The 26,487-nt window shown below is 65.3% G+C and carries 20 protein-coding genes; 9 read left to right on the top strand and 11 right to left on the bottom strand.

The features are described 5' to 3' along the window. Positions 1 to 17: 17 nt before the first annotated feature. Positions 18 to 2,717, top strand: a complete 2,700-nt coding sequence (locus tag LRK53_RS08745) for a winged helix-turn-helix domain-containing protein (protein ID WP_037089296.1) — start codon at positions 18 to 20, stop codon at positions 2,715 to 2,717. A 71-nt stretch (positions 2,718 to 2,788) separates the two neighbouring features. On the opposite strand, the gene LRK53_RS08740 is transcribed toward LRK53_RS08745, so the two are convergent. The 3 genes from LRK53_RS08740 to LRK53_RS08730 all read right to left on the bottom strand — a co-directional run bounded on the left by LRK53_RS08740 (position 2,789) and on the right by LRK53_RS08730 (position 5,036). Further along, the gene (locus LRK53_RS08740; protein WP_185754606.1) at positions 2,789 to 3,211 is read right to left on the bottom strand and encodes an MDR/zinc-dependent alcohol dehydrogenase-like family protein; all 423 of its coding nucleotides are present in this window, start codon (positions 3,209 to 3,211) and stop codon (positions 2,789 to 2,791) included. Positions 3,212 to 3,237: 26 nt separating this feature from the next. After that, a complete protein-coding gene (locus LRK53_RS08735; RefSeq protein WP_027492144.1) occupies positions 3,238 to 4,431 on the bottom strand; it encodes a M24 family metallopeptidase in 1,194 nt (397 codons plus the stop codon). Positions 4,432 to 4,691: 260 nt separating this feature from the next. Next, positions 4,692 to 5,036 carry a hypothetical protein gene (locus LRK53_RS08730; protein ID WP_185754605.1) on the bottom strand — a complete coding sequence of 115 codons (345 nt, stop codon included), beginning with the start codon at positions 5,034 to 5,036 and terminating at the stop codon, positions 4,692 to 4,694. Here LRK53_RS08730 and LRK53_RS08725 point away from each other — a divergent pair. The 4 genes from LRK53_RS08725 to LRK53_RS08710 are packed head-to-tail and all read left to right on the top strand — an operon-like array spanning position 5,029 to position 11,927. Next, positions 5,029 to 7,263 carry a TonB-dependent receptor gene (locus tag LRK53_RS08725; RefSeq protein ID WP_051257531.1) on the top strand — a complete coding sequence of 745 codons (2,235 nt, stop codon included), beginning with the start codon at positions 5,029 to 5,031 and terminating at the stop codon, positions 7,261 to 7,263. The two genes, LRK53_RS08730 and LRK53_RS08725, sit on opposite strands and share 8 nt — an antisense overlap. A 48-nt stretch (positions 7,264 to 7,311) precedes the next feature. Continuing rightward, positions 7,312 to 9,408 (top strand): hydantoinase/oxoprolinase family protein, encoded by a 2,097-nt coding sequence (locus LRK53_RS08720; RefSeq protein ID WP_027492142.1) that lies wholly within the window; start codon positions 7,312 to 7,314, stop codon positions 9,406 to 9,408. Then, entirely contained in the window at positions 9,401 to 11,071 is a 1,671-nt protein-coding gene (locus LRK53_RS08715; protein WP_037089295.1) for a hydantoinase B/oxoprolinase family protein, read from the top strand. Before LRK53_RS08720 ends, LRK53_RS08715 begins: the two co-directional genes overlap by 8 nt. After that, positions 11,064 to 11,927, top strand: coding sequence for a hypothetical protein (locus tag LRK53_RS08710; RefSeq protein WP_027492140.1), 864 nt, complete (start codon positions 11,064 to 11,066; stop codon positions 11,925 to 11,927). Before LRK53_RS08715 ends, LRK53_RS08710 begins: the two co-directional genes overlap by 8 nt. Positions 11,928 to 12,293: 366 nt before the next feature. Here LRK53_RS08710 and LRK53_RS08705 read toward each other — a convergent pair whose 3' ends face one another. The 8 genes from LRK53_RS08705 to LRK53_RS08670 all read right to left on the bottom strand — a co-directional run bounded on the left by LRK53_RS08705 (position 12,294) and on the right by LRK53_RS08670 (position 22,300). Beyond that, positions 12,294 to 13,145: a ferritin-like domain-containing protein gene (locus LRK53_RS08705; RefSeq protein ID WP_051257530.1), complete on the bottom strand. Its 852-nt coding sequence runs from the start codon at positions 13,143 to 13,145 to the stop codon at positions 12,294 to 12,296. Between the two features lie 32 nt (positions 13,146 to 13,177). Next, positions 13,178 to 14,200, bottom strand: coding sequence for an IS110 family RNA-guided transposase (locus tag LRK53_RS08700; protein WP_081666535.1), 1,023 nt, complete (start codon positions 14,198 to 14,200; stop codon positions 13,178 to 13,180). A 351-nt stretch (positions 14,201 to 14,551) separates the two neighbouring features. Continuing rightward, a complete protein-coding gene (gene purF, locus LRK53_RS08695; RefSeq protein ID WP_027492360.1) occupies positions 14,552 to 16,027 on the bottom strand; it encodes an amidophosphoribosyltransferase in 1,476 nt (491 codons plus the stop codon). Positions 16,028 to 16,054: 27 nt separating this feature from the next. After that, on the bottom strand, positions 16,055 to 16,684 hold the full coding sequence (locus LRK53_RS08690) for a CvpA family protein (RefSeq protein ID WP_235642637.1): 630 nt from the start codon (positions 16,682 to 16,684) through the stop codon (positions 16,055 to 16,057). A 39-nt stretch (positions 16,685 to 16,723) separates the two neighbouring features. Continuing rightward, positions 16,724 to 17,749, bottom strand: coding sequence for an SPOR domain-containing protein (locus LRK53_RS08685; protein WP_027492361.1), 1,026 nt, complete (start codon positions 17,747 to 17,749; stop codon positions 16,724 to 16,726). A gap of 77 nt (positions 17,750 to 17,826) precedes the next feature. Then, positions 17,827 to 19,101 carry a bifunctional tetrahydrofolate synthase/dihydrofolate synthase gene (gene folC, locus LRK53_RS08680; protein WP_235642636.1) on the bottom strand — a complete coding sequence of 425 codons (1,275 nt, stop codon included), beginning with the start codon at positions 19,099 to 19,101 and terminating at the stop codon, positions 17,827 to 17,829. Positions 19,102 to 19,199: 98 nt separating this feature from the next. Further along, positions 19,200 to 21,878, bottom strand: coding sequence for a heavy metal translocating P-type ATPase (locus tag LRK53_RS08675; RefSeq protein ID WP_027493864.1), 2,679 nt, complete (start codon positions 21,876 to 21,878; stop codon positions 19,200 to 19,202). Further along, entirely contained in the window at positions 21,875 to 22,300 is a 426-nt protein-coding gene (locus tag LRK53_RS08670; protein ID WP_027493865.1) for a heavy metal-responsive transcriptional regulator, read from the bottom strand. Before LRK53_RS08670 ends, LRK53_RS08675 begins: the two co-directional genes overlap by 4 nt. 128 nt (positions 22,301 to 22,428) lie before the next feature. On the opposite strand from LRK53_RS08670, the gene LRK53_RS08665 reads away from it, so the two are divergent. The 4 genes from LRK53_RS08665 to LRK53_RS08650 all read left to right on the top strand — a co-directional run bounded on the left by LRK53_RS08665 (position 22,429) and on the right by LRK53_RS08650 (position 26,473). Further along, positions 22,429 to 22,632: a hypothetical protein gene (locus LRK53_RS08665; protein WP_027493866.1), complete on the top strand. Its 204-nt coding sequence runs from the start codon at positions 22,429 to 22,431 to the stop codon at positions 22,630 to 22,632. Further along, entirely contained in the window at positions 22,629 to 23,090 is a 462-nt protein-coding gene (locus LRK53_RS08660; protein WP_235642635.1) for a YajG family lipoprotein, read from the top strand. The genes LRK53_RS08665 and LRK53_RS08660 overlap by 4 nt, the downstream gene beginning before the upstream one ends. A 132-nt stretch (positions 23,091 to 23,222) precedes the next feature. Further along, the gene (locus LRK53_RS08655; RefSeq protein WP_027493867.1) at positions 23,223 to 25,034 is read left to right on the top strand and encodes an N-6 DNA methylase; all 1,812 of its coding nucleotides are present in this window, start codon (positions 23,223 to 23,225) and stop codon (positions 25,032 to 25,034) included. After that, a complete protein-coding gene (locus tag LRK53_RS08650) occupies positions 25,031 to 26,473 on the top strand; it encodes a restriction endonuclease subunit S (protein ID WP_081666676.1) in 1,443 nt (480 codons plus the stop codon). The genes LRK53_RS08655 and LRK53_RS08650 overlap by 4 nt, the downstream gene beginning before the upstream one ends. Positions 26,474 to 26,487 lie beyond the last annotated feature (14 nt).

Raw genomic sequence — 26,487 nt, 5'->3', positions numbered from 1 at the left:
CTCAGGTTGGTTTCCGCATGCCGTCCGAGCCCGCCAAAGTGCCCGCATCGAGCATTCTCCTCGTCGGCAAGCTAGAGCCGCCGAGCCAGCGCGTAGCGCTGGCCACCCGATCGGCGTTGTCGGCGCGCCTGAAGTCCTGGCGCGAGCATGCGCTGACCTTGCTGGTCTCGCCGCCCGGCTTCGGCAAGACCACCCTGCTCGCGCAATGGTGGCTCGAGTTGCAGTCCGAATCCGACGTCACCGCTGCATGGCTGACCCTCGACGAGGACGATGCCGAACCGGCGCGATTGATCTCGAACATCATCCTCTCGCTGCATCGCGCCGGGCTCGATGTCGGCGCGCTCGAAACGATCGCAGAGAACGGCCTGCTCGAATCCTCTACCAAGGCCACCCTGCTCTCCCTGCTCAGCCGCATCGCCGCCAACCGCGGAGCCGTCGTGCTGATCCTCGACGACTACCAGCTCGCGCAATGCCCCTCCGCAGCGGAGATCGTGGAAATCCTCCTGCGTCGCGGCGGCCGCAATCTGCATCTGGCGATCAGCTCGCGCGACCGGCCGTCGATCCACCTCTCCGCACTGATCGCGCGCGGTCTCGTGCAGACGATAGGCGCAGCCGACCTGATGTTCACGTTGCAGGAATCGGCGACTCTGTTCGACGGCATGCTTGAACCCGAAGAACACGCGCTGCTCTATGCGCGCAGCGAAGGCTGGGCAGTGGTATCGCAGCTCGCGCGCATCTGGATGCGACGTGGCCGCGAACACGCGCTGCCCGAATTCGCCGAGCGAAGTGGTGAGATCGCCGACTACCTGAGCGAACAGGTGCTGCGCGACCTGCCGCATGATTTGCAGGAATTCCTCATGGACGCGGCGGTATTCGACCGCTTCAATGCGCCGATGTTGGACTCTGTTCGCGAACGCTATGACGGCGCCGAACTGCTCGAACGACTAACCCACCTGGACGCCCTGCTGATTCCGCTCGATCGCGGCCGCGACTGGTTTCGCTTCCATTCGCTGTTCGGCGACTTCCTGCGCGACCGTCTCGCACTTGCCCATCCCGAGCGCACCGCGGTTCTACAAATGCGCGCATCCGTCTGGCTGCACCGACACGGTGACTTGCTCGAAGCCGTACGCCAAGCGCTGCGGGCAGCCGAGACGGCTCGTGCCATCGCGTTCGTCGAAGATGCGCGCAGCTGGCAACTCATCCTGACCCACGGCCTGGGCTTCGTCAGCAATCTGCTCAAGTTGTTCCCGCGCGAGACGCTGGAGAGCGATCCGCTGTTACTCGTGCTGCAGGCCTACCTCGACATCAAGCGTGGCGAATGGTCGAACGCGCGTCGCTGTCTGGAGAGCATCGGTCCACGCCTGGCCACGCTGAACACCGAACAACGCAACAGCTACACGATCGTGCATGCGCTGTGGGTCGGCTACCTCGACGAGTCGGGTAAACCCGAACGGCATGCGGAGATCGACCGTTTCATCGCCTCGCTCGCCGAGGACGATTACGTCACCCGTGCCACCGCTCAGGCGATCAGCACAGTCGATTCCCTCGCCCTCGCAGAGTTCGACCGCGCCGAGCGCTACAGCCGCGACGGCATAGCCAACATGCAGGCGGGCAATTGCGTCGTCGGCACGACCTATTGCCTGTTTCATCTCGGCGAAAGCCTCTATTACCGCGGCGAATGGGACACAGCCGAAGACATCTACCACCGCGCGCTGGAACTGGCCGAGGCGAATTTCGGCACGGACAGCATGCTCAAGGCAGCCGCGGGCAGCCTGCTCGCGCCGCTGCTCTACCATCGCAATCGCCTCGACGAAGCGGCCGCGCTGATCGACTCCTCGCTGGCCACGATCGAACGCCAGGATGGTTGGTTCGACATCTACGCACTCGCCTACGAAACTGCCACGCGCCTCGCCTTCGCGCGCAACGGAGGCGAGGCTGGGCGCGCCATGCTGCAGCGCGTCCGGGCCAATGCCCGCGTGCGCGGCTTTCGCGAACTCGAACGCCTGGCCAATGCCTGGCAGCTCGAGCTCGACACCGGCAAGGCGTCGCCGGCTGCCGCACTGGGCCAGGCCGCAGCCGCACTCGAGGAACCGCGCCTGCGCGCTGATGCCAGCCAATGTTGGCGCGAACGCTACGCCTGGACAGTGACCGCGGTGAAACTCGCGCTCACCTGCAGCCAATACGCGCGTGCACTGCAATGGGCCGATCGCGAAATCGCCGTCTGCGTGACACAGGGCCGGCGCGCCGCGGCAGCGAACCTCGGCATGCTCGCCGCGCTGGCGCGCAAGGGGCAAGGCGACGTTGCCGACGCGATCGGACGATTCTCCGCCGCGCTCGACTTCGCCTGTGGCACAGACGCCGTGGGCTTGTTCTTCAACCTGCCACCTTCGGCGGAAGCGCTGATTCGCGAAGCGCTCAACGACGGCCGCGCCCTGCCGCCGCTGGGCGCCGCACGCGCCTTTCTCCTGCGCGTGCAGCGCGAATTGCGAACGCAACACGCCGACGACGCGAGCGTGCTCAGCGGCCGCGAACTCGACGTGCTGCGCGAACTCCACCACGGCCGCTCGAACAAGGCGATCGGATGCCTGCTCGGCCTGTCCGAGAACACGGTGAAATTCCATCTGAAGCAGATCTACCGCAAGCTCGGCGTCGACTCGCGCACCGCCGCGCTGTCTGCGGCGCATCGGCTCGCTTTGCCGCTGGACGCACTCGACTGATCCTGTCGCGCGAGGACCTCACCCCCGCAGCACCCACGGAATACGGCCCGCCCTGCACCGCAGCCATATTTTCAAGCCACCATATCGAGGGCCAGACCGGTCGCCCCCGTTGGACCCGGATCATGCGGCACCGACCGCCGCGTCGGTCCGAGGAAATCCAGGCCCGCCCAATGGCGATCACCGGAAAAATGCCGCGGGAACTCGGCAGCCGTCGACGTGGCCCCGCCCGGCATGTCCCCGCTCCGGTCGGTGCGGCTGCCCATCGCCATGACCGTTCCCGAGCAAATAGGAGCCAATGCGGAACGGGAGCTGCGGCGGGAAATAACGGTCTCTGCGGAAGAACGGCCAGTCGGCGCGACTGAAGGGGAAAACGCCATCACGTGGATGCGGACTTCATCTGTCTTCAATTCCCGAAACGGCAAATAGTCTACCACCAGCACTTCCGGTGGATTGCCCATGCGGTGGAACCGGACCGCGCGAAAGGTCTCAGGCATTTCCGTTCTTCCAGTCAATCCATCGCTCATTCGGCAAAAGGCCGGTCGATCGCGGGCGACGGCTCGGTGAACCAGGCCGCCCCGTTCTCGGTGACGTAGAAATGGTCCTCGAGGCGAACGCCGAACTTGCCGGCCACGACGATCGTCGGCTCGTTGGAGAAACACATGCCTGGCCGCAACGGCGTGCGGTCACCGCGCACCAGGTACGGCGCCTCGTGGATCGCAAGGCCGATGCCGTGGCCGGTCCGATGCGGCATTCCGGGCAATCGGTAGCCAGGGCCAAGGCCGTGCCGCTCCTGCAGCGCGCGCGCAACGCGATCGATCTCCTCGCAGGGGACGCCGGGACGGACGGCCTCGAAGGCCGCGATCTGCGCCTCCGCTTCGATCTCCCAGATCCTGCGCTTCTCGTCGTCGGCCCGGCCGAACACATAGCTGCGGGTGATGTCGGAGTTGTAGCCCTGCACTGCGCAGCCCGTGTCGATCAGCACCATGTCACCTTCACAGAGAACGTCGTCGCCCGGCAGGCCGTGCGGAAACGCGGTCGATCGGCCGAACTGGACGATGCAGAAGGTGCTGCCGGCACTCCCGATCGCCTTGTGTGCTTCGTCGATGAAGCGCCGTACCTCGCTGGTCCGCATACCTGGAGCGAGAATGCGCGCCGCGCGCCGCTGCACTTCCAGGGTCATGCGCTTGGCCTGTTGCAACAGCGCGAGTTCGGCGGGCGACTTGATTGCGCGGCAGCCGTCGATGATCGGTGCGGCATCGAAAATCCTGACGGACGGCGAAGCGTAGCGCAATTGCTCGGCCATGCCGAACGGCAATGTCGGGTCGATCGCGAGGTTCGCACTTCCGGTCTCACGTAGGATACCGGCGACCAGCGATGAAGGGCTTTCGTGCTCCTCCCACAGCCGCAGATCGACGTCTATCGTGAGGATCGCTTCGAGCGAACCCTGTTCGAACGCCGGACAAACGAGGTAAGGGCGTCCGCGCGGGGTCAGCACCATCGCCACGAGCCGCTCGATCATTCCCCAGCCGATTCCGCTGAAATAGGACAGGCTGTGGCCGGCGCCAATCAGCAACGCATCGGCGCCTGCATCCGCCATCAGCCGACGCGCGCGTTCGATGCGTTCCTGCCGCTCTTCGGCGTCGATGGCCGGTGCGCGCTCCGCCCAGGGCCGGATCGAGGCCAGTTCGGCTTGTATCGTCGAGCCGCCGATCATGACACCATCCCCTCGATGCCAGACTTGAGGCCATCATCGCGGTGGGGTCGCCTCGATGGGATACGGAAGAGTCGAGACTCCAAAATTGTCGGCTGTTCAGTCATCGCAATACTCCCGGATTCAAAAAAGTCGCACCGCATCCACAGTCGACCGATCAGCCGCGATGTAAATCTAGGCTCGGAAAGGAGACTTCCTCAATGGGCGCCAAGGGTGGGCATGTCAGGGCAAAGAGGATTCGCCTACCCGATCAGGCAGATTCTTCATCGCCCACGGATCAGCAGGGATTTCATGCGAAAGCGCGAAGATGGCAAGAAAAACTCTTCGCCGATTATTTTTCCGCCCCTTCGGGTTTTCACATTTTCGCGCAAATGCTGTTTCTTCATGTCGTGTGACCGGATAAACGGGAAAAGTTCTTTCCAAACCTCCGCCGCACCAGCCACCCGATCGGGTATGCCCTGTTCGCGCTCTGATCGCAGCCTACTCTCGACCGCCGTGGACAGACACGTCTTCTTGTCATCATTCTCGTGGGCGACGGAATTGTCCGTTTCGCCAACAGGTCTCCACATGAGAGCTAACCATCGTTTGACGCCTGCGCGGTTGAGCATAGCGATCGCCCTCGCCCTGGGCGCGGGCAGCGGCTTCGCCCAACAAGCTCCTTCCGACGGTGAGAAGAACAGCGCGAATAGCGCGGCAACCGACGCGGCAACTGCACCCTCCACCGCGAACGACGCCAATAAGAACAAGGTAACGCTCGAACAAGTCACCGTGACCGCGCGCCAGCGCAGCGAATCGCTGCAGGATGTGCCGATCGCGATCACCACCTTCACTGCGCAGGAAATCGAACGCGCAAGCATCAACACGCCGGCCGATTTCGTTCAGCTCACCTCGAACGTGAGCATGGTCCAGGCACAGAATTCGGGATCCAGCTTCCTCACAGTCCGCGGCATCACTCAGGTGCGCAACGGCGAGCCGCCGGTGGCGACGGTGGTCGATGGCGTGCAGCAGATCAGCCCGAACCAGTTCAACCAACAGTTGTACGATATCGATGCGATCGAGGTGCTCAAGGGGCCGCAGGGCGCGCTCTACGGGCGCAATGCGGAAGGCGGTGCAATCCTGATCACCACCACGCCGCCGGGCGATGACTTCGCCGCGACGTTCAAGGCTGGCGTCGGCAACGGCGGCCTGACGAATTCGATGTTCAGCGTCAGCGGACCGATCGGCGACGGCAGGGTGAAATACCTCCTCGCCGGCTCGGCGAGCAACTTCGATGGCCTGATCGATAACACCTACCTCGACAGGAAGGTGGACTACGAGCGCGACCACAACTTCCGCGCACGGATCATCGCCAACGTAAACGACGACCTCACCATCGACACCCAACTCAGCAGCTCGCGCACCTCGGGCGGCGCGCTCAATTATGTGTTCCAGCCGCTGTACGGCGTCGACGACCCGAACAACACTTCGATCCCGATTCGCGCGAACAACCTGGGTTTCGACAAGCGCGTGCTCGATCATTTCTCGGTCAAGGCCGACTACACGCTTCCGTTCGCGACGCTAACCGGCATCGTCGGCTACGACCATGTCAATGAGTTGTTTGCCGGCGATCAGTTCCCCTACTCGCCAGCCATCTCGGCGAATTCTCCCTACGGTCCCGGCACAGACGGCACGCAGACCCAGTACCTGTCGACGAATGCCACGCAATTCGAGTTGCGCCTGACCTCGCCGTCGGAACAGCGCCTGCGTTGGATCGTCGGTGCTTACTATCTGTACGGCCGCCGCTATCTGTCTTCTTCGGATGGACTCGATCTGGGCCTGGGCCTCCTGCCGATCAAGGAAGTTCCCGCCGGCCCCAACAGCAACAATCCAACCACCATATTTCTCGCCGACCATAACGAGCAGAAGGCGAGTGCCGTGTTCGGTCAGGTCGACTATGACCTCACCGAGCAACTCGAGCTCGCCGCAGCGCTGCGCTACGACCGCGAAGACCACTCCCAGAAAAACTCCGCCCCCCTGGCCTTCGATCCCGCTTCGGGGCAGGTACGCAACGCCGTCTTCGAGAAATGGCAGCCCAAGCTGACGCTGACGTGGAAGGCCAACGACAGTCTTCGCTTCTACGGGAGCTATGGCGAAGGCTTCCGCAGCGGCGGTTTCAACCAGGCCGGCACCGGCGCCGTTGCCGCTTCGGCTGGGCTGGTCGGCGTCACCGACCTGTACCAACCCGAATCTGCCAAGAGTCTGGAAGCGGGCTTCAAGAGCCGCCTGGACGATGGCCGCCTGCAAATCGACGGCAGCGTGTTCCACACCAACGTGAGCAACATGCTGTACTTCGTCTTCGTCGGTCAGCTAGGCACGCAAGTGTTGACCAATCTCAACAAGGTCGATCTCGATGGCTACGAAATCGACGCGAAATACCGCCTGCGCAAGGACCTCACCATCTACGGCGGCTACGGCTACACGCTCAGTGACGTCAAGCGCTTTGCCCTGGAACCGGGCGCCGCCGGCAAAAGCGCGCCGTACGTGCCGCGCTACACGTCCAATGTCGGCATCCAATACACACCGACATTGAACAGTGCGCTCAACGGCCTCATACGCATCGACTACGAGCGCATCGGCCAGCAGTACTGGGACCCGGGTGACACCCGCTCGCGCGATGCGTTCGGTCTGCTGAACCTGAGAATGGGTATCGAGTCGCACGACGGCAGTTGGAGCGTTGGGTTGTGGGCGAAGAACGCAACCAACACGAAGTACAACGCTGAATACGTGCTCGGCGGATTCGCCGACATCGGCGTTCCGCGCACGTTCGGCGTCGACTTCCGCTACAACTACTTCTGAACGCACGGTGGCGGCCCCAAGCGGGCCGCCGAACCGTCGAGGATTCCCATGTCCACACCCGTTACCATCCGTGTCGCCACCGACGTTGGCGGCACGTTCACCGACCTTGTCTATTTCCGTACTGACCCGCACAACGGGCATCAGGAAGTGATCACGGCGAAGACCGACACCACGCCGCCGAACTTCGAGCGCGGCGTGCTGAACGTTATCACCAAAGCCAAGGTGCCGGTGCGCGAAGTCGCATTCCTCGCCCACGGCACCACGGTCGTCATCAATGCGCTGACCGAACGCAAGGGCGTAAAGGTCGCGCTGATCACTACCGAAGGTTTCCGCGACACGCTTGAGATCGCGCGCGGCAACCGACCCGACTTCTTCAATCTAGGCTATCGCAAACCGGAAAGCTTCGTGCCGCGCCATCTGCGTCGCGAATTGCCCGGACGCATCGGGCCGAACGGTGCGGAGCGCACGCCGCTCGATCTCTCCGCACTGCCGGCGATCGTCGAGGACTTCCGCCGCGAAGGCGTCGTTGCAATCGCGGTCTGTCTGCTGCACTCCTACGCCAATCCCGCTCACGAAGTGCGCGTACTCGACGAAGTGCGACGCCTATGGCCCGAGGTCAGCACGGTCGCCTCGCATCAGATCACACGCGAATGGCGCGAATACGAGCGCACCAACACTGCCGTGCTCTCGGCCTACGTGCAGCCAATCGCCGGGCGTTATCTTGCCGACTTGAAGCGAGGCCTGAACGATGAAGGTCTGGCGGGTCAGCTCTATGTGATGCAGTCCAACTGCGGCGTCGATTCGATCGAGCGCGCCAGCCGCATTCCGATCACGATGGTCGAATCGGGCCCGGCGAGCGGTTTCTGGGGCGCCGCCGAACTCGGTCGCCTGATCGGCGAGCCGAACCTTCTCGCGCTCGACATCGGCGGCACCACCGCCAAGTGCAGCCTGATCGAGAACGGCCAGGTGCGCATCATGACCGACTACTGGATCGAGCGCGGCGCAACGAGCGCGGGCTACCCGATCATGGTGCCAGTGGTCGACCTCGTCGAGATCGGCAACGGCGGCGGCAGCATCGCCTGGCTCGACGAGTTCGGCAAACTGCGCGTTGGCCCGAAGTCGGCCGGCTCGACGCCGGGCCCGGCCGCGTACGGGCGCGGCGGCACGCAGGCGACGACGACCGACGCCAACCTCGCCCTGCGCCGAATCAATCCGGAGTATTTCTGCGGCGGCACGATCCAGGCCGATCTCGGCGCGGTCGACCGCGCGCTTGCACCGCTCGCTGCGGGCCTCGGCATGAGTCCCATCGAAGTCGCACGAGGCATCGTGCGCATCGCCAATCACAACATGGTCAACGCGCTCAAGCTCGTGTCGATGAACCGTGGCCACGACCCGCGTGACTTCACCCTCGTCGCTTTCGGCGGTGGCGGCCCGATGCACGCGGTCTCGCTCGCGACCGAACTGAACATGCGCCGCGTCGTCATCCCGCGTGCCGCCGACGTGTTCAGCGCCTGGGGCATGTTGATGAGCGAGCTGCGTCGCGACTTCTTCGTCAGCCGGCTCATTCCGCTCGACGGCACGAACGCCGGCGCGATTGAAGCCCTGTTCGGCGAGAGCACCGCAATGGCACTCGAACAGTTCGGTACCGAGGGCATCGCGCCCGAACGCGTGAAGTTCCTCCGCTATGCCAAGTTGCGCTACGAGAATCAGGAACATCATGTCGAAGTCATGATGCCCGATGGCGCGCTCGACGCAGACGCCATCGCTTCGATCACGATCGGATTTCATCAGGTTTACGAACGCGAATACACCTATCGCCTCAACGCCGCGGTCGAGTTCATCGGCCTACATCTGGTCGCACTCGCCGACGTCGGCAAACTGCAGCCAGCCAAGCTGCCGGTCAGCGGACGCAAGGTGAGCGAGGCACTCAAGAGCCGGCGCGATGTCGATTATGCGACGCAGGGCGAGCATACCGCCGATATCTACGATGGAGCCCTGCTCGAACCCGGCATGCAGTTCCGAGGCCCCGCGGTGATCGAAACCTCGGGCACGACAATACTTATCCACCCCGGCAACCGTGTCCGCATCGACGACTACGGCAACGTCATCGTTGACCTCGACACGGAGGAGTTTCGTCATGATTGATTCCAGCAAGATCCTGAGCGCGAGCGATGCGATCACGCTCGAAATCATCCAGAGCTCGCTTCAGGCAATCGCCGACGAGATGTTCGCCGCACTGCGCAAGACCGCGATGAGCGCGGTCATCTACGAGGTGCTCGATGCCGGTACCGGCATTACCGACGGCAAGGGCAACCTCGCTTCGAGCGGCGCGGGCATTCCAGGCTTCGTTGGTGTGCTCGACAAGTCCGTCAAGCGCGTGCTCGAACTGCATTCAAAATCTGGCGACATCCAGCCCGGCGACGTATTCATCACCAACGATCCGTACTACGGCGGCGTCACCCACCTCAACGACAACATCCTGCTGATGCCGGTGTTCGCCGATGGCGAGATTGTCGCCTGGACCGCGAACATCGCGCACTGGAACGACGTCGGCGGTGCGTTCCCCGGCTCGCTTTCGCCCGCAGCGAAGGAGATCTTCCAGGAAGGCCTGCGCCTGCCGGCAGTGAAGCTGATCGACCGCGGCCAGCCGATCCGTGCCGTACTCGACATCATCCGCGTCAACACACGCCTGCCGGCCTTCCTCGAAGGCGACCTCTGGGCCGGCGTAGCCTCCGCGCGCATCGGCGCCAAGCGCATCGAAGAGCTCGTTGCCAAGTACGGCAAGGGCATTTTCATAGCTGCGATGAAGCAATTCATGGACTACGGCGAGCAGGTGGCACGCAACGGTTTGCGCGCACTGCCGAAGGGCCGCTACTCGATCGAGGAAGAGCAGGATTCCGGCGTCGTCTACAAGGCGACGATCGAGATCACCGACGACGCCTTCATCGTCGACCTACGCGACAACCCCGACCAGGACACCGGCCCGAACAACTGCAGCCACGACGACAGCATCGTCTCCGCGCAGATGATCTTCAAGAACATCACCGGCTCCTATGGCGTGACCAACGGCGGCACGTTCCGCCCACTGCAGGTGCTGACCCGCCCGGGTAGCGTATTCAATGCGCAGGAGCCGGCCGCGGTCGGCATCTATTACGAAGTCGGCATGCGCCTGTACGACCTGCTCTGGCGATGCCTGGCCCCACATCTCGGAGATCGCCTGCCAAGCGGTCATTTCTCCAGCATCTGCGGCACATTCATTGGCGGCACGAATCCGGACACAGGGCGCTATTTCACCATAGTCGAACCACAAATCGGTGGCTGGGGCGGTTCCGCGCAGGGCGACGGTAACAACGCGATGTTCAGCTCGATGCACGGCGAGACGTTCAACTGCCCGGTCGAGATCGCTGAGACACGCTACGGCCTCTACGTCGACCGCCTATCCCTCAACGACGAACCTGGCGGCGAAGGCGAACATCGCGGTGGCAAAGGCATCGTGCTCGAATACCGCGTGCGCAGCGACAACTGCTTTCTCACCGCGTCGTACTCGCGCAATAAGCACCGCCCCTGGGCGATGCGCGGCGGCAAGGAAGGTTCGGCGAACTACATCCGCGTAATCCGTGCCAACGGCGAAGCGCAGAATCTGGCCATCGTCAATACGCTCACCGTCAATCGCGACGACGTGATTCGCATCGTCACCGCGAGCGGCGCCGGCTACGGCGACCCGAAGAAGCGCGCACGCGCCGCGGTCGAAGACGATATCAAGAACGGCTATATCAGTCGCGAACGGGTGGCGGAAATCTATGGCTGACGACAACACGACGTCCGTGATCGCCGGCCCGCTCTGGCGCAACGAATACGATTCGCTGATGCGTCTGCAGGCGGAGATCGACGGCAGCCTGCAAGGCATCTATAGCTCGGTTCACAGGGAACGCGCTGGCTTGCTGCCTGGCGCGACGTCCGGGAGCAATCTGCGCGGCGTCTACCGCTCGCATACCGGTGCGAGCGGGGAATACCGTGTACGCGGCTGCGTCGCCGCTGCGACTGATGAAACGAGAGGCCGAGGCATCGCGCTGTCGATCAGCTGGCGCCCGATCGGCAGCAGTAGCGACAATGGCAGGCATTGGGTATCGGGCATGGGAGGCCAGCTCCTGCAGACGCAACAAGGTCCGCGCCTGCTCCTGCTGCACAACCTCGTGGTCAGTACTGCGAGCGACCGCGGCCCAACGCCGGGATTCCACATCGACAAGCTTCACTTCGACGTTTCCGGCGACGGCGCACTCGAAATCACCGCCGCAGCCACCGATCGCGCCGAGCCGGACGCGTCAAGTCCGCTGAGCGGCACGTGGGTCTCCTCCATTGCGGGCGATCTGCGCCTGCAATTGAGCATCGACGTCCACGGCGACATCGACGGCAACTTCGTCGGCCGCGACGGCGCGACGGGTCGTCTCGTCGGTTTGACCGACAACGAAGCACCCACCACGGACTTGCCGCGGCAGGCTGTCACTATTGCCACGGCTGCAACCGCGCGGGCGACCAGTCTTTCCGGCTGGCTCGATCGCGAGCGCGACGAACTGGTCCTGCTCGAGCTGAACAGCGCCGGCACCTCGTATGCCGAGCGATGGCTGCAAACGCGCGCCGAGGGACTTCGTTTCAATCGGGTTTAGTCGGGTCGCCGTGCGCTGCAAAATTCGGATCCGACACCCGTTGACGCAACGTCCGATTTTTTGGGCGTGAATTCGGTCGCGTATGGCAGCAGCTCACTACCGCGGCGAAACCGAAACGATGAACGAGTTGCTGGGCCAGGCCGCAGCGCCTGCTGCAGAACGCGGTCTCGCTCTCGCGCGCAGCCGAGCTTGTGGCGCGCGTGCACGCGAAGGCGCGAGATGCCCGAGCTCAGCGAGGCGAACAGGGAATCATATTTCGGCAAGAGCGATTCGTTGTTCGTCAACGCCCGCATCTGGGGCTTGATGCTGACCGCCAAGTTCATCTCACTCGCCAGACGAAACCGGGCGCGGGTTCTATCCCCGTTTTCACGGACGGTTTGAGCAAGACTGAAAACTCCCGGTCGCGCCAGGCAACTCTGCGGCCAACGCCGCCAATCGATCCAGCTCGGCTTCGACAAAGCCCGCCTGCAGCCGCGCCGGCCGGTTGAACGGCCCACGCAGATTCACGCCCATGTAGTCGCGCAGCAGGGTGAAGAACGTCTCGATCGGGTAGAGGCCGTCGCGTTCGCAGCAGTGGCGGTACCAGCGGGTGCCGGCGGCGACGTGGGCCACTTCCTCGCGCAGGATCACTTCCAGGATCGCCACCGTGCGTTCGTCGCCGAGGCCGCGCAGCCGCTCGATCATGCCGGGGGTGACGTCCAGCCCGCGTGCCTCCAGCACGCGCGGCACCAGCGCCATCCGCGCGGTGTCGTGGCCGGCGGTCTTCTCGGCCATTTCCCACAGGCCGTTGTGCGCATCGAAGTCGCCGTAGGCATAGCCGAGCTCGGCCAGCCGGTCGGACAGCAGCGTAAAGTGGCGTGCCTCGTCGTGTGCGCAGCTGGCCCAGTCGCGGTAGTAGTCCGCCGGCATGCCGCGGTAGCGGTACACCGCATCCCAGGCCAGGTTGATCGCGTTGAACTCGATGTGGGCCACCGCATGCACCAGCGCGGCGCGGCCTTCCGCGCTGCCCAGGCCACGTTGCGGCAGCTGGCGGGCGTTGACCAGCTGCGGTTTCGCGGGACGGCCGGGCGGTCCGATCGGCGCTGGCGGCGGCGACGCGGGGTCAGCGCGCAATTCGCCGGCGAGGAACGCCTGCCAGGTTTCATGGGTGAGACGCAGCTTTTCGGCCGGATCGGTGGCGTCGAGGCAGCGCTTGGCGGCGACATGCAGGTCGGTCATGGCGTTTCCTGTAGATACCGTCTCGTTCCGCGTTATGCAAGCGAGCATCCAGGTGATGCGTGCGCAGAGGCAACGAGGCGGTGTCTGGGGTAGTCAGGATCAAACAGCGAGTTGGTATGGATGACGCCCCAGACTAGGTGCAGGAGCTTCCGCATGGCGGCACACACGGTCACGATGGGGAGCTTCCCGCGTGCGAGCAACCGTTCGCAGAAGGCACGAACCACGGGGTTGTGGTTCTTGGCGCAGATGGCGGGAAAGTAGAGTTTGGCGCGCAAGCCGGGGGCACCGGTTTTGGAGATCCGGACCTGTCCCTTGAGCGTGCCCGACTCGCGCCGTGCCGGGTTGAGGCCGGCGAAGGCGACCAGCTTGCCCGGCGCGTCGAAGCGTCGCAGGTCGCCCAGTGCGGCGAGCAGGGAGGCCGACGTGGTCTTGGCGATGCCGGGGATGGACGTCATCAACGCCGCGTCGTAGCGCAGCTGGGGATCCTTGTCGATGTGATTGTTGATGCGCTGCTCCAGCGCCTTGATCTGCTTGCGCAGTTCCTTGAGCGACGCTTCCACCGAGTCGCGTACGGCGTCATTGGCGACGTCGAGTCGGTTCGCTTCCATCCGCTCCATGCCCTTGAGATCGTCCAGCCGTTCGACCAGCGCGCGCAAGGTGCGCTGGGCCGCTGTCGGCGGCATCCACGGCGCCATCGGATGGGTGCCGGCCTGCTGACTGGTGGCGAACTGCGCAATGAGCTTGGCGTCTGTGCGGTCGGTCTTGGTTCGCGTCAGCTGGCTCTTGCCGAAGTACTTTACTTGCGCCGGATTGGCCACGTAGACCGTCTTGCCTTGCTGTACCAGGAAGATGGCCAGTGCCTCGTGATAGATCCCCGTCGCTTCCATGCACACCGCCGCTTCCGGCGCGTGCTTGTCCAACCAGGTCATCAACTCCTGGAAGCCTTCTTCACGATTGGCCACCTTGGCGCGTGTCTGGAATTTGCCCGGCTTGGCCAGACCAACGGCCACATCAAACGTGGCCTTGGCCACATCCACTCCCACAACGTTTGTCATCGCCTTACCTCGCATGGTTTGTTCCGATCACCATGCTCATCCGGCTGATCCTTAGGTGTGCAGGCTCACGCCAGTGGCGGGCCGAGGGTACCGTTCAAACTTCTGGATGAGCGAAATCGGAACCGGGGTGTGCATCTACGTCACGGGCTCGAAGCCAAAGGAGCGCATCGGCATCACCCGGTTCCCCCGATGATCAGTCGGGAATGCTCGACCCTGACAGGTCGGACATCAAGACCTAAGGAGCGCACCCTGTGCGCGATGCTCTTGGCTCCGTCCAACATCAGAGCATCGCGCACGACCGAAGGAAGTCCCTTGTGGACAGGGTGCGCTCCTACGCGTGCAGTACGGGGCTCAGCCTGCCCGCCGCGCGGCCTTGGCGTCGTCCGAGCGCAGCATTTCGATCTGCGCCAGGTAGCTCTGGTCGAGGCCGGTGACGTACTCGCCGGAGAAGCACGAAGCGTCGAACTGCTTCAGTTCCTCGTTGCCGTCCTGCACCGCCCAGATCAGGTCCTTCAGGTCCTGGTAGATCAACCAGTCGGCGCCGATCGCCTGCTCGACCTCCTTCTCGGTGCGCCCGGCGGCGACCAGTTCCGAAGCCGACGGCATGTCGATGCCGTACACGTTCGGGTAGCGCACCGGCGGCGCGGCGGAGGCGAAGTAGACGTTCTTCGCGCCGGCGTCGCGGGCCATCTGGATGATCTGTTTCGAGGTGGTGCCGCGCACGATCGAGTCGTCCACCAGCAGCACGTTCTTCTTGCGGAACTCCAGGTCGATCGCGTTGAGCTTGCGGCGCACCGATTTCACCCGCTCGCCCTGCCCCGGCATGATGAAGGTGCGGCCGATGTAGCGGTTCTTGACGAAGCCCTCGCGGAACGGCACGCCGAGCGCGCCGGCCAGCGCGCTGGCGGCGGTGCGCGCGGTGTCGGGGATCGGGATCACCGCGTCGATGCCGTGGTCGGGCCGTTCGCGCAGGATCTTCTCGGCCAGCTTCTCGCCCATGCGCAGGCGCGCCTTGTACACCGACACGTCCTCGATCATCGAGTCGGGCCGGGCCAGGTACACGTATTCGAAGATGCACGGCGTGTGCGGCGCGCCCTCGGCGCAGCGGCGGGTGTACAGCTGGCCGGCGTCGGTGATGATCACCGCCTCGCCCGGCGCCACGTCGCGGATGCGCTTGAAGCCGAGGATGTCCAGCGCCACCGACTCCGACGCCACCGCGTACTCGCGGCCCTCGCCGCTGATCCGCTCACCCAGCACCAGCGGGCGAATGCCGTTCGGATCGCGGAACGCGATCAGGCCGTAGCCCAGCAGCAGGGCGATGCAGGCGTAGCCGCCGCGGGCGCGCGCGTGCACGCCGGCCACTGCCTTGAAGATGTGGTCCGGGGTCAGCTCCATCCGGTCCTGGATCTGCAACTCGTGCGCCAGCACGTTCAGCAGCACCTCGGAATCGGAATCGGTGTTGATGTGGCGGCGGTCGTCCTGGAACATCTCGCGGCGCAGCGCGTCGGTGTTGACCAGGTTGCCGTTGTGCGCGAACGCGATGCCGTACGGCGAGTTGACGTAGAACGGCTGGGCCTCGGCCGAGCCTTCCGAGCCGGCGGTGGGGTAGCGGCAGTGGCCGATGCCGATGCGCCCGCGCAGGCCGCTCATCGCGCTCTGCCCGAACACGTCGCGCACCAGTCCGTTGCCCTTGTGCAGGCGCAGCCGCGCGCCATCCACCGTGGCGATGCCGGCCGCGTCCTGGCCGCGGTGCTGCAGCACCGTCAGGCCGTCATAGAGCGCCGATGCCACTTCGGTGGTACCGACAATGCCGATGATTCCGCACATGGTTTGTTGCCTGCTTCAAAGGATGGTTCAGAAAGTCCGGGGTGGACCGGCCGTGCCGGCCGCCGCCGGTGACGCCGGATACCGCACGCTCGCGGCCGGCGCGGGCGCCTTGCCCGATATGGGGTCCGGCCGCGCCGCCGGCAAGCCGGACCACCGGCCGAGCGTCGCCGGCGGGTGGAGATATTCGCGCACGCCCGGCGGCACCTGCTGGCCCAGCCAGGCCGCCATGTGCTGAAAGTGCGGCAACAGCACTGACTGCCGCCACCACGGATCGCGCGTGAACGCGGTGAAACCGACCAGGAACACCAGCAGGGTCACCAGCAACACGCCGCGCGCAAAGCCGAACAGCATGCCCAGCAGCCGATCGGTGCCGGACAGCCCGGTGCCCTCGATCAGCCTGCCGATCACGAAACGCAGCAGCGCACCGAGTATCAGCACGGCGACGAAGCAGAGCCCATAGCCCACGATGATCCGCGCCGACGACAGCTCGATCACATGCTCCAGCCGTGCCGCCGCGGCGGGGCCGAGCATCCACGCCACCCAGAACGCGGCAATCCAGATCGCCAGCGCCAGCACCTCGGAGACCAGGCCGCGCCATAGGCCGACGAAGACCGACAGGGCCAGCACGCCAAGGATGATGTCGTCGGTCCAGTTCATCCGTTCATCCGCGCGGGTTCCGTACCGACGCCAGCGCGCTCAGGGTACCGGCACGACGTTGCCGTCGATGCCCAGCTTCGCCTTGATCTGGTCGTGCACGCGCTGCGCATCGGCGCGCTGGGTCTGCGGGCCGGCCCGCACGCGCCACAACCGCCGGCCGCCGGATTGCACCGAATCGACGAAGCCGTCGAAACCGTTCGCACGCAGCTTGTCGCGCAGCGCGTTCGCATCGGCCTGGTCGCTCATCGCCGCCAGCTGCACCGCCCAGCCGCCGGCCTTGGCGGTGCCCGTGGCCGCAGTCGCGGGCGCCGCCGCGGCGCTTTCGCGGCTGGCGTCCTGTTCGAGCCGGGCCGGCACGCCGGGGATCGACTGGGTGATCTTCAAGCGCGCAGCCTCGGCCGCGGCGCGCGTCTCGAACGGCCCGGCGGTGACCAGGGTGCGCGGCTGGCCGGCCTGGGTGATGGCGTGGCCGCTGACCGGATAGCCCAGCGCCCGCACCCGACGTTCCAGGCTGGCGGCGCCGGCCGCACTGGCGTAGGCGCTGAGATTGAGCGTGTAGTTGCCGCGCGCCGCAGCCAGTGCGGGCGCAGCTGCCATCGGCGCCGCAGCCACCGGCCGGGACGGCGGCACGACCGCCACGGTCTGCGGCTTCTTCGCCGGCGCCGTGGCGGTGTTCGCCCTGGTCGGCGACGGGGTGGTCTGCTGCGGAATCACCGGCTGGCTGGGCGAAGTACCCGAACCGATGGTCACCGTGGTCGGTTGCGGCGGCTTGCCCGCCTCGGGGTCGGTTTCGACGTCGCGCGGGCGGCTGGAGCCGATGTTCACCGTGGCCAGCCGGTCGCTCGAGGCCGGCGGTGCCGACGGCGACGGCGCGCTGGCGGCGCTCGCGGCGCCCGCCGCCAGGCTCATGGTGCGCGTCTGCAGGTCACGGTCCGGCGCTGGCGGGATCGCCAGACTGACCGCCTGGTCGCCGCCCGGCGCCGGCGGGGTACTGGAAAAGAACATGGGCACGAACAGAACCGCCAGCGCAATCAGGACGGCGGCTCCCAGCAGGCGTGTTTTCAAGTTTTCGCTCCAGGGCGGCAAACGCGGTGCACAACAACGCAATTATACCTGCCCGCGCCGGACGCCATGGCTCACCCTCAGCCGATGCGTTCAGCGAGCACCGCGCTGGCCACGAAGAACGAGCCGAACGCGAGGATGCGTTCGTTCGGCTGTGCGACGGCGCGGGCCGCCGCCAGCGCGGCGGTCACGTCAGCATGCGCGTCGTACGGCGCCTGCGGCAGCACCTGCCGCAGCACCGCAGCCAGCGCGGCCACCGGCATGCCGCGCGGGGTGGCCTGGTCCAGCCCGGCCAGGTGCCAGTGGCCAATGTGCGGGCCGAGCGCACCGATCACCCCGGCCACGTCCTTGTCCGCCAACGCGCCGTACACCGCATGCACCCGCGTCGGCGCCTGCAGATCCAGCCATTCGGCCAGCGCGCGGGCGGCCTGCGGATTGTGGCCCACATCCACGATCACCGGCGGCTCGCCGCCGATCGACTGCAACCGCGCCGGCACCCGTACCTCGTGCAGGCCCGCGCTGACCGCCGCGAAAAAACTGCTCGGCGTGAACGCCTCCAGGTCAAGCGCGTGCAACGCGGCGATCGCCGCTGCCGCATTCGCGTACTGCACCGGCGCCGCCAATGCCGGGTCGGGCAGCTCCATCGCGCTGCCGTCGCGGTGGCGCCAGCGCCAGCCGTCCTGGTGCCGCTCGATGCTGAAATCGATGCCGGCCCGCTCGACCCGCGCGCCGCGCTCGGCCAGCGCGTCGAGCAGCCCAGCCGGCGGGTCCAGCTCGCCCACGATCGCCGGCCGTCCGGCACGCGCGATGCCGGCCTTCTCGTGTCCGATGCTGTCGCGGTCCGGGCCAAGCCATTCCATGTGGTCCAGGTCCACCGTGGTGATCACCGCCACGTCGGCGTCGATGATGTTGACCGCATCCAGCCGCCCGCCCAGGCCGACTTCCAGCACCGCCACGTCCAGCGCGGCACGGGCGAACAGGTCCAGCGCGGCCAGCGCGCCGAATTCGAAATAGGTCAACGGCATGCTGCCGCGTGACGCCTCGATCCGCTCGAAAGAGGCGATCAGCGCAGCGTCATCGGCATCGACGCCGCCAATGCGCACGCGCTCGTTGTATTCCAGCAGGTGCGGCGAGGTGAATGCGCCCACGCGCAGGTCGGCGGCACGCAGCATCGCCTCCAGCAATGCCACGGTAGAACCCTTGCCGTTGGTGCCGCCGACCGTGATCACCCGTTTCGCCGGCGCCGGCGCGCTCATCCGTCGCCAAACCTCGCGAACCCGGTCCAGTCCCAGCTCGATGCTGTGGACGTTGACGCGTTCCTGGTACGCCAGCCATTCGGCTAGAGTGCGACTCATGCAGTGACTTCATGCAAAAGGGAAGCACAAAGTTTAAAGCATCACCCGAACAAACGAACGAATGAACGCCCCTCGCACTGCCCATTGCGGGCACGGCGTCACAAACGCAGCCGACGCAGCCGCAGTGCATTGCTCACCACCGACACCGAGCTCAGGCTCATCGCCAGCGCGGCAATCACCGGCGACAGCGTGATGCCGAACCACGGGTACAGCACGCCGGCGGCCAGCGGCACGCCGACCGCGTTGTAGATGAAGGCGAAGAACAGGTTCTGGTGGATGTTGCGCACGGTACCCTGCGACAGCTTGCGCGCACGCACGATCGCGCCCAGCTCGCCCTTCACCAAGGTGACCTGCGCACTTTCCATCGCCACGTCGGTGCCACTGCCCATCGCGATGCCGATGTCTGCAGCGGCCAGCGCCGGCGCGTCGTTGATGCCGTCGCCAGCCATCGCCACGCGATGGCCTTCGCTGCGCAGCGCGCCCACCACTGCTGCCTTGTCGGCCGGCGAGACGTCCGCTTGCACCTCGTCGATGCCCAGCGTGCGCGCCACCGCCTGCGCGGTGGTGGCATTGTCGCCGGTGAGCATCACGATGCGCAGGCCGGCCGCATGCAACGCGGCGATCGCGGCAGGGGTGCCCGGCTTGATCCGGTCGGCTACCGCCAGCAAGGCGACGAGCGCACCGTCGACGGCCAGGAACATCACCGTGGCGCCCTGCCCGCGCAGCTGTTCGGCGCGGGCGTCGGCGTTCGCGCCGATCGCCACGCCCAACTCGGCCATCAGCTTCGCGTTGCCCAGCGCCACCCGGCTGCCATCCACGCTGGCGCCGACGCCACGGCCGGTGAGCGAGCGGAAATCCGTTGCCGCCAGCGTCGGCACGCCTTCGGCGTCTGCTGCGACGACGATCGCGCGCGCCAGCGGGTGTTCGCTCGGCCGCTCCAGCGCGGCGGCAAGCGCCAGCAGCCGTTCGCGCGGCTGGCCGCCCAGGATCACCAGTTCGGTCAGCGCCGGCTTGCCCTCGGTCAGCGTGCCGGTCTTGTCCACCACCAGGGTGTCGATGTTGCGCAGCGATTCGATTGCGCCGGCGTCCTTGAACAGCACGCCGTGCTGTGCGCCGCGGCCGCTGGCGACCATGATCGAGATCGGCGTGGCCAGGCCCAGCGCGCACGGACAGGCGATGATCAGCACCGATACCGCGGCGATCAGCGCGTGCGTCAGGCGCGGCTCCGGCCCCACCGTCGCCCACACGGCGAACGCCGCCACGGCCACCGCCACCACCGCCGGCACGAACCACGCCGCCACCTGGTCGGCCACGCGCTGCAACGGCGCGCGGCTGCGCTGCGCCTGCGCCACCAGCGCCACGATCTGCGCCAGCATGGTCTCGCCGCCGACCTTCTGCGCGCGCATGGTCAGCGCGCCATCCTGGTTCACCGTACCGCCAGTCACCGGATCATCTTTCGCCTTCGCCACCGGCATCGGCTCGCCGGTGAGCATCGACTCGTCGATGTGGCTCTCGCCTTCCAGCACCACGCCGTCCACTGGCACCTTCTCGCCGGGGCGCACGCGCAGCACGTCGCCGGCCTGCACTTCCTCCAGTGCCACGTCAGCCTCGCCGCCGTCGGCGGCAATGCGTCGGGCGGTCTTCGGCGCCAGTCCCAGCAGCGCCTTCAGCGCCGCGCCGGTACGGCGGCGCGCGCGCAGTTCCAGGAAATCGCCAAGCATGACCAGGGTGACGATCACCGCCGCCGACTCGAAGTACACCGCGACGCGGCCCTGCGCGTCGCGGAAGCCGTCCGGGAACACCCCCGGCAACAGGAACGCCACCGCGCTGTACAGCCACGCCACGCCGGTGCCCAGCGCGATCAGCGTGTACATGTTCGGACGCCAGGGTTTCAGCGAGCGCCAGCCGCGCACGAAAAACGGCGCGCCGCCCCACAACACCACCACGCTGGCCAGTAGCGCCTCGGTCCAGGCCGCCACGCCGTCCCACGGCGCAGGCAGGTGCCAGCCGAACAGGTGCGGCCCCATCGCCACCAGCAGGGTCGGCACGGTCAACACCACCAGCCACCAGAAGCGCCGCGTCATCGACGCCAGCTCGCCGCCGTCGTCTTCGTCCAGTGTCGGCATCAGCGGTTCCAGTGCCATGCCGCAGATCGGGCAATGGCCAGGGCCGACCTGCCGGATCTCGGGGTGCATCGGGCAGGTATAGATGGTGCCGGCCGGCACCGGCGGCGCAGGCTGGCGTTCGCCGAGGTAGGCCGGCGGATCAGCCACGAACTTCTCGTGGCAACGCGCGGAACAGAAGTGGTAGCTCCGGCCGTCATGGTCGGCGTGGTATTTCGCCGTTTGCGGATCCACCGTCATGCCGCAGACCGGGTCCTTCACGGCGTGCGCATGCCCGTGATCGGCATGATCGTGATGGGCATGATCGTGATGGGCATGATCGTGATGGGCATGATCTTGGTGGGCATGATCGTGATGGGCATGATCGTGATGGGCATGGTCGTGATGGACGTGATCGTGGTTCGCGTGGTCATCCGCCGCCGGCTTGCCACCGCAACAGCCCCCTGCAGGCTTCTGCCCGGCGGCGATGTAAGTCGCCGGCGACGCATCGAACTTCGCCTTGCAACCTGCGCTGCAGAAATGGAACGTCTGCCCGTCGTGCGTGCTGAGGTGCTTCGCCGTCGCCGGGTCCACCGTCATCCCGCATACCGGATCGATCGCCGCGCCGGCCGCCGGCTTGTCGCCGCTCGCGCAGCAGGAAGCTTGCCCGCTCATGACTTCACCTCCTCGTCGCCCAAGGCACGCAGGATCGGACATTGCTCCGGCTTGCCATGTCCCGGGCACGCTGTCACCAGCTGCGCCAGTCCGTCGCGCACGCGCTGCAGTTCGGCGATGCGCTGCTCGATCGCCACCAGCCGCTGCTGCGCGCGTTGTTTCACCGCCTTCACCCCGTGCTGGCGATCGGCCGACAAGGCCAGCAGCTCGCGGATCTCCTCCAGCGTGAAGCCCAGATCCTTGGCGCGACGGATGAAGCGCAACTGCACGACCGCGCCCTCGCCGTAGCTGCGATAACCGGACGCCCGCCGCTGCGGCTCCGGCAGCAGTCCCTCGCGCTCGTAGAAGCGGATGGTGTCGATCGCCACGCCGACGCGCTTGGCGACGGCACCGATGGTCAGTGGGGAGGTTTGCGTATTCATGGAGAGAGAGTCTACACCATTGATCAAGGTCCAGAGTCAAGCCCTGGCCTCCCTTTCGCCGCGGCATTTGCGACACCCCTCCCTGTTCCATTCAGATCCGCAACAGCATCGCTACAGGGGAAAACCGTATGAAGCACCTCGTCCACGGCCTCGTCGTCGTCTTTGTCCCTACGCTCATGTCAGGCTGCGCAACCACGCGCAGCCACATGTCACTTGACCTGCCAGCACCTGGTTCGGCCGTGGTCGGCTGTGGCAAATCGGTGGTCATCGATACCATCCACGACGTGCGCGTGTTTGAAACCGATCCGGACAACCCCAGCACCCCTCATTGAAGAAAGGCGCCAGCTACGCGCTCGACGCCACACAACGTAAGCAGGCCATCGCACGCAAGCGTGGCGGCTTCGGCAAAGCCTTCGGCGACATCCTGCTCACGCCCGGCGAGAACGTGGAAACGGTGACACGGAAAATGCTGACCAATGCGTTCGCCAGCCGTGGCTACAACGTCGTGGACGCCGCGAGTGCCCCGGCAGGTACTCCGCACGTCACCGTTGACATTCGACAGTTCCGGGCGTGGTTCACGCCCGGCTTCTGGAGCGCCAGTATCGAGGCAAAGCTCGACACCCGGCTCAAGATCGACAGTCCACACGGACATCGTCAGATCACCGTGACCGGATACGGCCACAACGCCATCCAGGTCGCCCGTGAAGCCAACTGGCAGCTGGCCTACCAGCGTGCATTCGAGGATTACCTGAAACAGTTCGCCGACGCCGCCAACAACAACGGGCTCTGAGTCGCATCTTCCTCGAAACCGGCATGACAACCGTAACTGGCCCGCGCCTCGGGCTAGTTGCTGCGTCTCATCGACACCAACGATACCGGCAGCGCGCTTGACGCAGCATTATTATGCTATAGCATTCATGGCATGAATAATGATCAAGCCGCCGAGCTCATCGCCCTGCTCCGCGCCCAGTTCAACCTGAGCCAAGAGCAGCTTGCCGCCCGCCTCAACGTAGCCTACGCCACCATCAACCGCTGGGAACTGGGCAAGTCCAAGCCGCAGAAGGCCCAGCAGCAGGCAATCCTGGAGCTGATGGAAGAAGCCGGCCTGGTTCCCGACGACATCGGCAACGCCCCTCCCCCGCCCAGCGAAGCCAAACCCAGCCGCCGTCGCCGCGGCGTTGCGCACAGCCCGGTATTGAGCACCAAACCGATGGAACAGATGCTGTGGGATGCGGCCTGTCAGATTCGCGGCGAAAAGGATGCGCCCAAGTTCAAGGATTATCTGCTGCCGCTGCTGTTCATCAAGCGCCTGTCCGACGTGTTCGACGATGAAGTGCAGCGCCTCGCCGAAACGTACGGCGACCGCGTCACCGCCCTTGCGGTGCTGGACGCCGACCCGACGCTGGTGCGCTTCTATCTGCCGCCGGAAACCCGCTGGCCGGTCATCAGCGGGCGCGAGACGTTTGCGTGGCCGCCGAAGCGGACGCCGAAAACGCTGGGCGAACAGCTCACCACCACCGTACGCGCGCTGGTCAAGGCCAACCCCGACCTGGCCGGCGTGATCGACACGGTGGATTTCAACGAATCGCGCAACGGCGAGCGCGAGATTTCCGACAAGGCGCTCAAGGGCGTCGTCGAAACCTTCAGCGACCCGCGCTACCGACTCGGCCTGCACGACGTGGAACCGGATTTCCTCGGTCGCTGCTACGAATACCTGCTGCGCAAATTCGCCGAAGGCCAGGGCCAGAGCGCCGGCGAATTCTTCACCCCGCGCGAAGTCGGCTTCCTGATGGCCGAAATCCTGCGCCCGCGCCCCGGCGAGCAGGCCTACGACTACGCCTGCGGCAGCTTCGGCCTGCTGATCAAGCTGCAGCTGGTGTGCCGCCGGCTCGACCCGCTCAGCAAGATTCCACTCAAGCTGTACGGTCAGGAGCTCACCGGCTCCAGCTACGCCATCGCCTGCATGAACCGGATCATCCACGACATGCAGGGCGAAGTGCTGCGCGGCGACTCCATGCGCAACCCGAAATACCGCGACGGCAACGCGCTCAAGCGCTTCGACCTGATCATCGCCAACCCGATGTGGAATCAGAGCTTCGACCCGGCCATCTACGAGAACGACCCGTTCGGCCGCTTCGAGGAAACCGGTGGCGTCACCACCGGCAAGGCCGACTGGGCCTGGCTGCAGCACACCATCGCCAGCCTCGGCGACAACGGCCGCGCTGCCGTGGTGCTGGACACCGGCGCGGTCACCCGCGGCTCCGGCAGCAAGAACGAGGACAAGGAGCGCAACATCCGCCGCTGGTTCGTCGAACACGACCTGATCGACGGCGTGATCCTGTTGCCCGACAACCTGTTCTACAACACCACCGCCGCCGGCATCATCGTGGTGTTGCGCAGGAACAAGCCGAAGGGCCGCAAGGGCAAGATCATGCTGGTCAACGCCAGCCGCGAGTTCAGGAAAGGCAACCCCAAAAACCACCTCACCGACGACGCCATCGGTCGCATCGCCAGCGCCTGGCTGAAAGGCGAAGCCGTGGACGGCCTGGTCGCCGTGATCGACAAGGCCAAGGCCGAGGAGAACGACTACAACCTGTCACCCTCGCGCTACCTGGCCAACGGCGATGCCAAGACGCTGCGCGAGATTCCCGCCATCGTGAAGGAGTTGGCCGCACTGAAGAAGGACGAGGCGAAGCTGGATGCGGAACTGGCGAAGGTGTTGGCGCAGCTATGAGCCGCAAACCACGCACAATCACCAACGCTCGTCATTCCCGCGAAAGCGGGAATGACGAGGATTCGTCAATCTCGCTGAACATCTTCCAGTGCACCCTCCCATCGGACTGGAAGCGCGCACCACTTGGCGTGAACTACCGAGTCACCAAGAAAGCACGCGGATTCAAGCTTGATCCGGATACACCCTTGCCATTCATACCAATGGAAAGCGTGCCGGCGGGAGGGCAGATAACCTGCGGCTTCGAATTGCGAAAGCCGTCAGCGATAGCGAGCGGCACCTACTTCGAAGCGGGCGATGTCCTGCTTTCGAAAATCACGCCGTCGTTCGAGAACGGCAAGCAAGGGCTCGCAAGCGGTATGCCTTGCAATTTTGGCTATGGCTCGACCGAGATCATTCCGTTGCAGTCGTACACGGATGATGCGATCAACCTTTATCTGTTCTACCTGCTGCTGCACCACGAAATTCGCGATGCGCTCGTATCGAAGATGGAAGGTTCCACCGGGCGCAAGCGCGTGCCGGAAGGAGCCGTGCGCGAACTCGAAATTCCCGTTCCTCCCAAACCCGAGCAGCAAAAAATCGCCGCCATCCTGTGGAAGCTACAACGTGCCATCGCCACCCAGGATCGCCTGATCGCCGTCACCCGCGATCTCAAGCAATCCGCCATGCAGCGCCTCTTCATCCATGGCCTGCGCAGCGAGTCGTTGAAGGAAACCGAAGTCGGCGCGATGCCGCAAAGTTGGACTCCGACAAGCATCGGTGAAATCGCGTCAGTGAGCTCTGGAGGAACACCTTCGCGATCCACCCCTGCGTACTGGCTGGGCGGCACGATTCCATGGGTCAAAACCGGGGAAGTCGACTACGGCGTCATCAACGACACCGAGGAAAAAATCACACCGGAAGCTTTGCGTGCCTCAGCCGCGAAAATCGTCCCGAAGGGCACCCTGTTGCTGGCGATGTACGGGCAAGGCATCACGCGGGGCAAGGTCGCGATGCTTGGCATCGACGCCGCGATGAACCAAGCATGCGCCGCCATCCGCCCGCACGACGACAGCACGTGGCCGGAGTTCTTGTACTACTCACTCACTCACAACTATGAGCGTCTGCGCGGACTGGCTCACGGTGGGCAGCAGCAAAATTTGAATGCCGACTTGATCCGTGGCTTTACGTTTGGTCTTCCAAGCGACATCGACGAACAACGCGCCATCGCCTCCGCCCTCGCCACCATCGACCGCAAGCTCGTCCACCACCAGCGCAAGCGCGCCGCCCTCAACGACCTGTTCCAAACCACCCTGCACCAGCTGATGACCGCGCAGATCCGCGTGGCCGATCTCGACATCGACACCGCGCAGATTGCCGACCATATTCCTGACGTCAGGAACATGGTCGGCAAGGCAGTGGCGCAAGCCGGTTCGATCATTTCGTCGGAGCCGACAAAATGACCGGGCGCAGCAGC

This window comes from Rhodanobacter thiooxydans (assembly GCF_021545845.1).
Taxonomy (GTDB): Bacteria; Pseudomonadota; Gammaproteobacteria; order Xanthomonadales; family Rhodanobacteraceae; genus Rhodanobacter.
This window is presented reverse-complemented; position numbering and strand designations above follow the sequence as displayed.

Excerpts from the sequence above, each read along its gene's own strand:
- LRK53_RS08745 (WP_037089296.1), top strand. The coding sequence starts at position 18 with ATGCCGTCCGAGCCCGCCAAAGTGCCCGCATCGAGCATTCTCCTCGTC.
- LRK53_RS08740 (WP_185754606.1), bottom strand. The coding sequence starts at position 3,211 with ATGCCTGAGACCTTTCGCGCGGTCCGGTTCCACCGCATGGGCAATCCA.
- LRK53_RS08735 (WP_027492144.1), bottom strand. The coding sequence starts at position 4,431 with ATGATCGGCGGCTCGACGATACAAGCCGAACTGGCCTCGATCCGGCCC.
- LRK53_RS08730 (WP_185754605.1), bottom strand. The coding sequence starts at position 5,036 with ATGCTCAACCGCGCAGGCGTCAAACGATGGTTAGCTCTCATGTGGAGA.
- LRK53_RS08720 (WP_027492142.1), top strand. The coding sequence starts at position 7,312 with ATGTCCACACCCGTTACCATCCGTGTCGCCACCGACGTTGGCGGCACG.
- LRK53_RS08715 (WP_037089295.1), top strand. The coding sequence starts at position 9,401 with ATGATTGATTCCAGCAAGATCCTGAGCGCGAGCGATGCGATCACGCTC.
- LRK53_RS08710 (WP_027492140.1), top strand. The coding sequence starts at position 11,064 with ATGGCTGACGACAACACGACGTCCGTGATCGCCGGCCCGCTCTGGCGC.
- LRK53_RS08705 (WP_051257530.1), bottom strand. The coding sequence starts at position 13,145 with ATGACCGACCTGCATGTCGCCGCCAAGCGCTGCCTCGACGCCACCGAT.
- LRK53_RS08700 (WP_081666535.1), bottom strand. The coding sequence starts at position 14,200 with ATGACAAACGTTGTGGGAGTGGATGTGGCCAAGGCCACGTTTGATGTG.
- purF (WP_027492360.1), bottom strand. The coding sequence starts at position 16,027 with ATGTGCGGAATCATCGGCATTGTCGGTACCACCGAAGTGGCATCGGCG.
- LRK53_RS08690 (WP_235642637.1), bottom strand. The coding sequence starts at position 16,684 with ATGAACTGGACCGACGACATCATCCTTGGCGTGCTGGCCCTGTCGGTC.
- folC (WP_235642636.1), bottom strand. The coding sequence starts at position 19,101 with ATGAGTCGCACTCTAGCCGAATGGCTGGCGTACCAGGAACGCGTCAAC.
- LRK53_RS08675 (WP_027493864.1), bottom strand. The coding sequence starts at position 21,878 with ATGAGCGGGCAAGCTTCCTGCTGCGCGAGCGGCGACAAGCCGGCGGCC.
- LRK53_RS08670 (WP_027493865.1), bottom strand. The coding sequence starts at position 22,300 with ATGAATACGCAAACCTCCCCACTGACCATCGGTGCCGTCGCCAAGCGC.
- LRK53_RS08665 (WP_027493866.1), top strand. The coding sequence starts at position 22,429 with ATGAAGCACCTCGTCCACGGCCTCGTCGTCGTCTTTGTCCCTACGCTC.
- LRK53_RS08655 (WP_027493867.1), top strand. The coding sequence starts at position 23,223 with ATGAATAATGATCAAGCCGCCGAGCTCATCGCCCTGCTCCGCGCCCAG.
- LRK53_RS08650 (WP_081666676.1), top strand. The coding sequence starts at position 25,031 with ATGAGCCGCAAACCACGCACAATCACCAACGCTCGTCATTCCCGCGAA.